At 56.1% G+C, this 7,089-nt stretch carries 6 protein-coding genes; 4 read left to right on the top strand and 2 right to left on the bottom strand.

Annotated features, from left to right (window positions below; all coding sequences use genetic code 11):
• Positions 1 to 36: 36 nt before the first annotated feature.
• Together KYK14_RS20940 and queA are read right to left on the bottom strand one after the other, a co-directional pair.
• Positions 37 to 852, bottom strand: coding sequence for a 2-C-methyl-D-erythritol 4-phosphate cytidylyltransferase (locus KYK14_RS20940; protein WP_343217147.1), 816 nt, complete (start codon positions 850 to 852; stop codon positions 37 to 39).
• Between the two features lie 250 nt (positions 853 to 1,102).
• Positions 1,103 to 2,152 carry a tRNA preQ1(34) S-adenosylmethionine ribosyltransferase-isomerase QueA gene (gene queA, locus KYK14_RS20935; RefSeq protein WP_185282064.1) on the bottom strand — a complete coding sequence of 350 codons (1,050 nt, stop codon included), beginning with the start codon at positions 2,150 to 2,152 and terminating at the stop codon, positions 1,103 to 1,105.
• Between the two features lie 223 nt (positions 2,153 to 2,375).
• Here queA and KYK14_RS20930 point away from each other — a divergent pair, with 223 nt between their 5' ends.
• The 4 genes from KYK14_RS20930 to KYK14_RS20915 all read left to right on the top strand — a co-directional run bounded on the left by KYK14_RS20930 (position 2,376) and on the right by KYK14_RS20915 (position 7,009).
• Positions 2,376 to 3,638: an ABC transporter permease gene (locus tag KYK14_RS20930; protein ID WP_208307686.1), complete on the top strand. Its 1,263-nt coding sequence runs from the start codon at positions 2,376 to 2,378 to the stop codon at positions 3,636 to 3,638.
• A 337-nt stretch (positions 3,639 to 3,975) separates the two neighbouring features.
• The gene (locus KYK14_RS20925; protein WP_185282068.1) at positions 3,976 to 4,839 is read left to right on the top strand and encodes an LOG family protein; all 864 of its coding nucleotides are present in this window, start codon (positions 3,976 to 3,978) and stop codon (positions 4,837 to 4,839) included.
• Positions 4,840 to 5,136: 297 nt separating this feature from the next.
• Complete coding sequence (locus KYK14_RS20920; RefSeq protein WP_185282069.1) at positions 5,137 to 5,778, top strand: RBBP9/YdeN family alpha/beta hydrolase; 642 nt, start codon at positions 5,137 to 5,139, stop codon at positions 5,776 to 5,778.
• 61 nt (positions 5,779 to 5,839) lie between these two features.
• Positions 5,840 to 7,009, top strand: a complete 1,170-nt coding sequence (locus KYK14_RS20915) for a lycopene cyclase family protein (RefSeq protein WP_208307684.1) — start codon at positions 5,840 to 5,842, stop codon at positions 7,007 to 7,009.
• The last annotated feature ends 80 nt before the right edge of the window (positions 7,010 to 7,089 follow it).

Raw genomic sequence — 7,089 nt, 5'->3', positions numbered from 1 at the left:
GGAGGGGAGGGGGTCGGGGGGTGGGATTTTTACTACTTACGTAGTGCTGCGCAGAATAGCTTCGGCCAGCAGCAAATCCTCGGGCGTCGTAATCTTCAGGTTGCGGTAGTCGCCGGGCACCAGTTGGATGGGGTGCAGGTCTTCTACCACACTGGCGTCGTCGGTGAAGGTAGATAGCTCGGGGAGTTGGTAGGCGCGGCGTAGCAATTCCAACTCAAAGCATTGGGGCGTTTGCACGAGGCGCAGGCGGGCGCGGTCCAGCGCGTAGGAGCCTTGCTGCGACAGGTTGCGCACCGAGTCTTTGGGCACCACAGCGGCTACGGCGGTACCGTGTGCCTCGGCGGTGGCAAAACACTCTTCAATTACCGAGGCTGGCACCAGAGGGCGCACGCCATCGTGCACCGCTACTGTGCCGCTTTTTTGGTCGGCGAGGTAGGCGAGGCCGTTGCGCACCGAGGCCCAACGGGTAGCGCCGCCCGCCACCACCGTGTGCGGTATATGAATATTGTGCTCGGCGCAGAGCTGGTGCCAGGTGGAGAACTGCTCGGCTGGTAGCACCACCACGCACTGCTGCACCCGCAACGGCGTTTCGGCGAAGCGGCGCAGCGTGTGCAGCAGCACCGGTTCGCCTAACAAATCTAGAAACTGCTTGGGCTTGGCAGCCCCCATGCGCGTGCCGCTACCACCCGCCACGAGGATAGCGAATCGGGGCGCTTTGTTAGAGTCTTGAGGGGCTGGGGTCTGGGGGGCTTGGTTGTTGTCAGGCATGAAAGCGGGTAGGGTAGGGCTTAGGTGTGCCGCATAGCGGCAATAGGTTTGTAGCAAGCGGAGTTGAAAATAGGGCAGCGCCACGTAGCGGTGCAAGAAAACCCTGACGTTTCTTGCACCGCTACGTGGCGCTTTCGTCTTACGTCCTGCTAAACTACAAACCTTGCACTGCTACGCGGCGCTCTTGTTAAATACTCCAATGCCGCTACGCAGCACACTGTTGCTTCAGTCAGTGCAGTAAAATAAAACCGGCTGCCATCCTACGTGCAGGATAACAGCCGGTATACGTGTGCAAAGCAGCTCAGGAAAATATCTTAAACCCCCAAGACTTCACTTACAGAATCAGCATCGCGTCGCCGTAGCTGAAGAACTTATACTTCTCCTTAATGGCCGTTTGGTAGGCCTCAATCAGGAACTCGTGGCCGGCGAAGGCCGAGGCCATCATCATCAGCGTGCTTTCCGGGGTGTGGAAGTTGGTGAGCAGCGAGGTAGCAATCTTGAACTCGTAGGGAGGGAAGATGAAGCGGTCGGTCCAGCCCTGGTTGGCCTTCAGGCGGGCGTGCGCCGATACCGACGACTCCAGCGCCCGCATGGTGGTAGTACCCACCGAGCACACCTGTTTCTTGGCGTCCAGCGCCTTATTCACGATGGTAGCGGCCTCCTGAGGTACAATAAAGTTCTCCGAATCCATCTTGTGCTTGGTTAGATCTTCCACATCTACCGGACGGAAAGTGCCCAAGCCCACGTGCAGCGTTACGGCAGCAGTGTCTACCCCTTTGATTTCCAGACGCTTCATCACCTCGCGGGTGAAGTGCAGGCCTGCCGACGGCGCGGCCACGGCACCCGTGTGCGCAGCATAAATAGTCTGGTAACGCTCCTTGTCTTGGGCGTCAGCATCACGGGTGATGATTTCGCGGGGTAGGGGCGTTTCGCCCAGGTCGTGCAGGGCTTTGTAGAATTCTTCGTCGGAGCCATCAAACAAAAACTTGATGGTACGGCCGCGCGATGTGGTGTTGTCAATCACCTCGGCCACCATATCCGACTCGCCGAAGTACAGCTTGTTGCCTACCCGGATTTTGCGGGCGGGGTCTACCAGCACGTCCCACAGGTGAATTTCCCGGTTCAGCTCGCGCAGCAGAAATACCTCGATTTTAGCACCAGTCTTTTCCTTGTTGCCGTACAGGCGGGCCGGAAATACCTTGGTGTCGTTGAGTACAAATACGTCGCCTTCGTCGAAATACTCGATAATATCTTTGAAAACGCGGTGCTCGATCTTGCCACTGTCGCGGTGCAGCACCATGAGGCGCGACTCGTCGCGGTTTTTGGCCGGATGCTGCGCCACTAGGTTTTCGGGCAGATCAAATTTGAACTCAGAAAGTTTCATGGGCAGATATGGGCAATAGTAGGGGAAGTAACGAAAATTTGAGCCGGCAAAAGTACATAAATTCGCCGGATAAGCATGGAGTCAGGCAGGTAGGCAACGGCTTTCACAGCGCTTGCCTGCCAAGCTCTACTGTATTCAACACGATTGCAGGCAGCTTTGTGCTATAAATTCATTCCTTGCAGCCATCTTTATTTTTCCATCGGTCCTTTTCTACCTATATCCTATGAAAGCCTTGCGTTTGACCTTCGAGAGTTTTCGGTTTGCGTGGGACGCGTTGAAGGGCAACTTGCTGCGCACCATTCTGTCGCTGCTAGGCGTCACGGTGGGTATTTTCTCCATCATCTCGGTGTTTGCGGTGGTCGATTCGCTGGAGGCCAACGTGCGCCAGAGCATGAGCTTTGTGGGTGATAAGGTGATTTACGTAAATAAGTGGCCGTGGTCCTTCGGGCCGGGCGTCCCGTGGTGGAAATACTTCAATCGCCCCGTGCCTACCGTGCGCGAGTTCCGGGCGTTGCAGCGCAACCTCAGCCCCGGCAGCAACCGCGGGGTAGCCATCTTCGCCAACACCAGCGGCAACACCTTTAAAGCAGGCAGCAATAGCATGACAAGCTGTAGCCTGGAGGGCGTCAGCTACGATTTCTACATTGTGTCGGACGTGCCGCTGGCCGAGGGCCGCTACTTCACGCCCCAGGAGGTAGAGTCGGCCAGGAGTGTGGCTATCATCGGGGCCGATATTGCCGCTAACTTGTATCCTAATACCTCGGCCGTGGGGCAGACGTTCAAGGCCAAGGGCCTCACGTTCACCGTTATCGGGGTATTGCAGAAGGAAGGCAAGAAGCTGCTCGACACGCCCAGCAACGACGCCAACTGCCTAATTCCGTTTGGTATGTTCACCAAGATATTTGCCATTGCCAGCGGGGGCGGGGGCGGCGTCACGCCTACCATCGGCGTGAAAGGCGTCGACTCCGACCCCGGTCTACTCAACCTAGAGTCGGAGATGCAAGGGCTGATGCGGAATATCCGGGGGCTTAAGCCGCGTGAGGAAGACAGCTTCTCCCTGAACCGGCCTGAGATGCTGGCCAACGCCATTACCTCGTTGTTCTCGGTGATTGGCGTGGCCGGGGCCGTTATCGGCAGCTTTGCCATGCTGGTAGGCGGCTTCGGTATTGCCAACATCATGTTTGTGTCGGTAAAGGAGCGTACCAACATCATCGGCATTCAGAAGTCGTTGGGCGCCAAGAACTACTTCATCCTGTTTCAATTCTTGTTCGAGGCCGTTTTCTTGTGCCTGCTGGGCGGCGGGGCCGGCATCTTCTTGGTGTTTCTGATAACGGCCATTCCGCAGGATGCTATGCCGCTGTTCCTGTCGGCCGGCAATATCACGCTGGGTCTCACCGTGTCAGTAGTCATTGGCATGCTGGCCGGTATCATTCCCGCTGTGCTGGCCGCTAACCTCGATCCGGTTATTGCTATCCGAGCGAAATAGGGTAGAGAGTGAATAGAGAGTAGCAAGCAGTAAGTGGGGTAAGGTAGTAGCCGTCATGCTGAGCGGAGTCGAAGCATCTCTACCGTAAGTAATTCCTGATAGTTGGGAGTACCGTTGCACGCGAGATGCTTCGACTTCGCTCCGTTGCGCTCAGTATGACATTCTACCATCTTGCCCTTATCAGTCTACCCGTAACAAATCGACCACCTATTGTTAACAAATTGTTAACTTGCCTAGGCCTACATTTGGCCGCCCGCCCCAGCGCGGGCGGTTTTTATTTTACCCCTTTTGCCATCTGGCCGATTAAGCCCGGTCCGACGGTTTTTCAGTACAGGCTATGTCAAAGATTACTAAGAACAGCAAAACCAAGATTGCCGATGAAACCCTGAATGCGGGTAGCGGCAAAACCATTGTAAGGCCCGATGTAAACGACAATAAGGCCAAGACCATCAGCGATATCCGCGAACAAACCCATGGCCAGCGCACGGTGCAGGTTGATGACGAGCAGCGCATCCGCCAAGCGTTTGTAGACAAGGACTGGAACGAAATTAAGATTGCCGACTCCTGGCAGATCTTCAAGGTGATGGCCGAGTTTGTAGAGGGCTTCGAGAAGCTGAGCAAAATCGGGCCGTGCGTGAGCATCTTCGGCTCGGCGCGTACCAAGCCCGAGAATCCTTACTACAAGATGGCCGAGGAAATTGCGGCTAAGCTGGTGCGCCACGGCTACGGCGTGATTACGGGTGGCGGCCCCGGCATTATGGAGGCCGGCAACAAAGGCGCCCGCTCCGAGGGTGGCAAGTCGGTGGGCCTCAACATCGAACTGCCGTTCGAGCAGTTCCACAACGTCTACATCGACTCCGACAAGATCATCAACTTCGACTATTTCTTCGTGCGCAAAGTGATGTTTGTGAAGTACTCGCAGGGCTTCATTGGCATGCCCGGCGGCTTCGGCACACTCGACGAACTGTTTGAGGCCATGACGCTGATTCAAACCAAGAAAATCGGCCGTTTCCCTATCGTGCTGGTAGGCTCGGCTTATTGGAATGGCTTGTTTAAGTGGATTGAAGACGTGATGCTGCATGAGGAGTTCAACATCTCGCCTGAGGACTTGCAACTGGTGCAGATCGTGGACGACGCCGAATCGGCTGTGAAGATTATCGACGACTTCTACTCCAAGTACCTGCTTTCGCCCAACTTCTAAGCAGAAGTCTATTTCTCTTTATAGGAAAAAGCCTACTATTCTTCTGTCATGAAGAATAGTAGGCTTTGTTGCTTTTATATAATTATAAAAATATATTCAACTGGCTTAATGCTGATAAGTTGTTGTTTTAAGTATGAGAAGTCTGTTTTTCTCAGATTATAAAAGTGGGAAACAGGATTTTAATAGGATAGCTTTATTAAGTTTTCTACTTCAAAAATGGAATCTTTTTTGCAAAGCGGGAATCCGGCCGTAATGGTTTTGTAGTATATACGTCCTCTAAAACAAACTGTACCCACCATGCCTACCACTACTCCTGTAACTAAAACCGTTTATATCGTTCCGCGCTGGGCGGGTGCTGCCAACAACGATTGGTACCCCTGGCTGGGCAGTCAACTGGCGGCGGCTGCCGAAGAAGATGACATTAACTACCAAGTGCGGGCGCTAAATATGCCCGCTTGGGATTTACCCGTAATTGAGCGGGCCGTGGAGTATCTGCGCGAGGTGCTGCCCCCATCTCAACTCAACGAAAACGTGATTCTGGTAGGCCATAGCGTGGGTTGCCTAGCTATTCTGCACTATCTGGCCAGCGTGGCGAAAGAAGAAGAAAAACCCCGGAAAATAGGCGGTGTGCTGTGTGTAGCCGGCTGGTTTTCGGTAGATAGTCCCTGGCAGGATATTCTGAACTGGATGCACGCCCCCGTGGACTACGAGGCGGCCCGCACCCTGATTCCGCAGGACAAGCTGATGGTGCTGCTCTCCGATGACGACCCGTATACCTCCGGTTACAAAGAAAACGAGCAGCTGTGGGTGGAGCGCCTCCAGTCGCAGGTAAGCATCCTGTCAGGGCGACAGCACTTCAGCGCCGAGCTGGACCTGGACGTACGCGACGCCGTGCGCGACTTGGCCGGCGGCCTCAAACTGTACCCCATGATGGCGTAGTAGTTACGTCAGGAAGTCTAACTTGCAGCGGCGGCCGGTCTACTCCGGCCGCCGTTTGCGTTTGGAAAGCTCTGATTTCGACTACATGCTGGTGGGTGGCGGTGCCGCTGGGCTCAGCCTGGCCTATGCCATTACCCAAGAGCCGCGCCTTAGCGGCAAGCGGGTACTGCTGATTGAGCCCGAAGCCAAAGACCAGAACGACCGCACGTGGTCGTTTTGGACGGCCGCGCCTACCCCCTTCGACAGTATCGTGGCCCACGAATGGCGGCGGCTGGCGTTCCGCAGCCCTTGGCTAAACCAGGTGTTTCCGCTGGAGGAGTACACGTATAAAATGATTCGGGGGCTGGATTTCTACCAGTTTACGCGGAAGGCTTTGGGTACGGCTCCCCAAGTAACGCAAGTGCGCGGCCGGGTAGAAACGCTTACGGAGCTGCCCAACGGCGTGCGCGCTACCACCACGGCCGGCGAGTTCACGGCTCGCTACGCCTTCGATAGTCGCCCGCCTACCCTCACGCGTCGGCCCGATAAGCACCGGTACCTGCTTCAGCACTTTGTGGGCTGGGAAGTAACCACCGACCGCGCCGTGTTCGATCCGGCCACGGTAGAGTTTATGGACTTTCGGGGTGCGCAGCACCAGGAGGCTCGATTTATTTATGTACTGCCCTTTAGCCCCACCAAAGCGCTGGTGGAGTACACGCTGTTTTCGGCCGAAGTCCTGCCCAAAGCCGAGTACGAAGAAGCCATGCGCGGCTATCTGCGCGATACGCTGGGGGTAGAGAACTTTCAGATTGAGGCCGAAGAGGTAGGTGCCATTCCCATGACCGACCACCCACTGCCGGCGCGGGCGGGTGCCCGCATCATCAACCTGGGCACGCGCGCGGGACGGGCCAAGCCCAGCACCGGCTACGCCTTCCAGCGCATTCAGGCGCACACAGCCCGGCTGGTGGCGGCCCTGGCCGAAACGGGCGCCCCGCCCCGCCACCTCACCGGCGACCGGTGGCAGTTTCACCTGTTCGACACCCTGCTACTCGACATCATGCAGCGCCGCGGCGAAATCACCAGCCGCATTTTCTCCGATCTGTTTACCAACAACCCGTTGGAGCGCGTACTAAGATTCCTAGACGAGCGCACCTCTTGGTGGGAAAACTTCCAGATTATGAATTCGGTGCAGCCGTGGCCGTTTCTGCGCTCCATCTGGCACGTGCTCCGCGGCCGGCCGGGGAAGCGGTGAGATGGTGAGTGGTGAAATTGTGAGTTTGTGAAGTTGTGAATGCAAAGCGTCTGTCATCCTGAGCTTGCGAAGGACCTTCT

This window comes from Hymenobacter profundi, from assembly GCF_019334315.1.
Taxonomy (GTDB): domain Bacteria; phylum Bacteroidota; class Bacteroidia; order Cytophagales; family Hymenobacteraceae; genus Hymenobacter; species Hymenobacter profundi.
This window is presented reverse-complemented; position numbering and strand designations above follow the sequence as displayed.